General features: G+C 41.1%; 1 protein-coding gene. It reads right to left on the bottom strand.

What is annotated here, in order from left to right; translation table 11 throughout:
- Window positions 1-93: 93 nt before the first annotated feature.
- Window positions 94-613: aminomethyltransferase beta-barrel domain-containing protein (locus ACFIK8_RS12295; RefSeq protein ID WP_375669590.1), on the bottom strand; the 520-nt coding region annotated here is incomplete at its 5' end.

The raw sequence follows: 613 nt of genomic DNA, 5'->3' as shown, positions 1-613 counted from the left end.
GGATTTGCATTAGCTCATTTTACCGATTTTGATAAGCTCCACTAAAGATGATAACACTTTAAGTTTAAAAAACATCCTATGAGTGTATCTCTTTTATTTAGAAGCGGTTGTTTTAAGTTCGGAGGAAACAGCAGCTTTTGTTTCTGGATTGCATAAAACGCGTTTCAACATCATTTCAACACCAACAGCACGTTGTGAATGGGTTACAAACCCACCCCCAAGAATGCGGGCTCCATCACCATTTCCATCATAAAAAACACAAGCTTGCCCTGGTGCTACACTATTTTCGCACTCCAAAAAGTCAACAGAAAAAACATCTTCTTTGTAATGCAAGCGAGCAAGATGTGAAGGACGCGTTGAGCGAACTTTTACAGCCACCTCAAGGCCATCGGAAGGAAAATTTTCCAATCGCTCATCACCAAGCCAATTCACATCACGCAAAAAGAGTTTATGTGTTTCCAACATTTCACGCGGCCCAACAATAACACGTGCATTTTCCACGTCTAGATAAACTACATAAAGCGCTTCACCGGTTGCAGCACCAATACCACGACGTTGACCAACAGTATAATTAACAATTCCCGAGTGTTTACCTAAAACCTGTCCATCGATA

It is taken from the genome of Bartonella sp. MR168JLCBS, from assembly GCF_042194175.1.
This window is presented reverse-complemented; position numbering and strand designations above follow the sequence as displayed.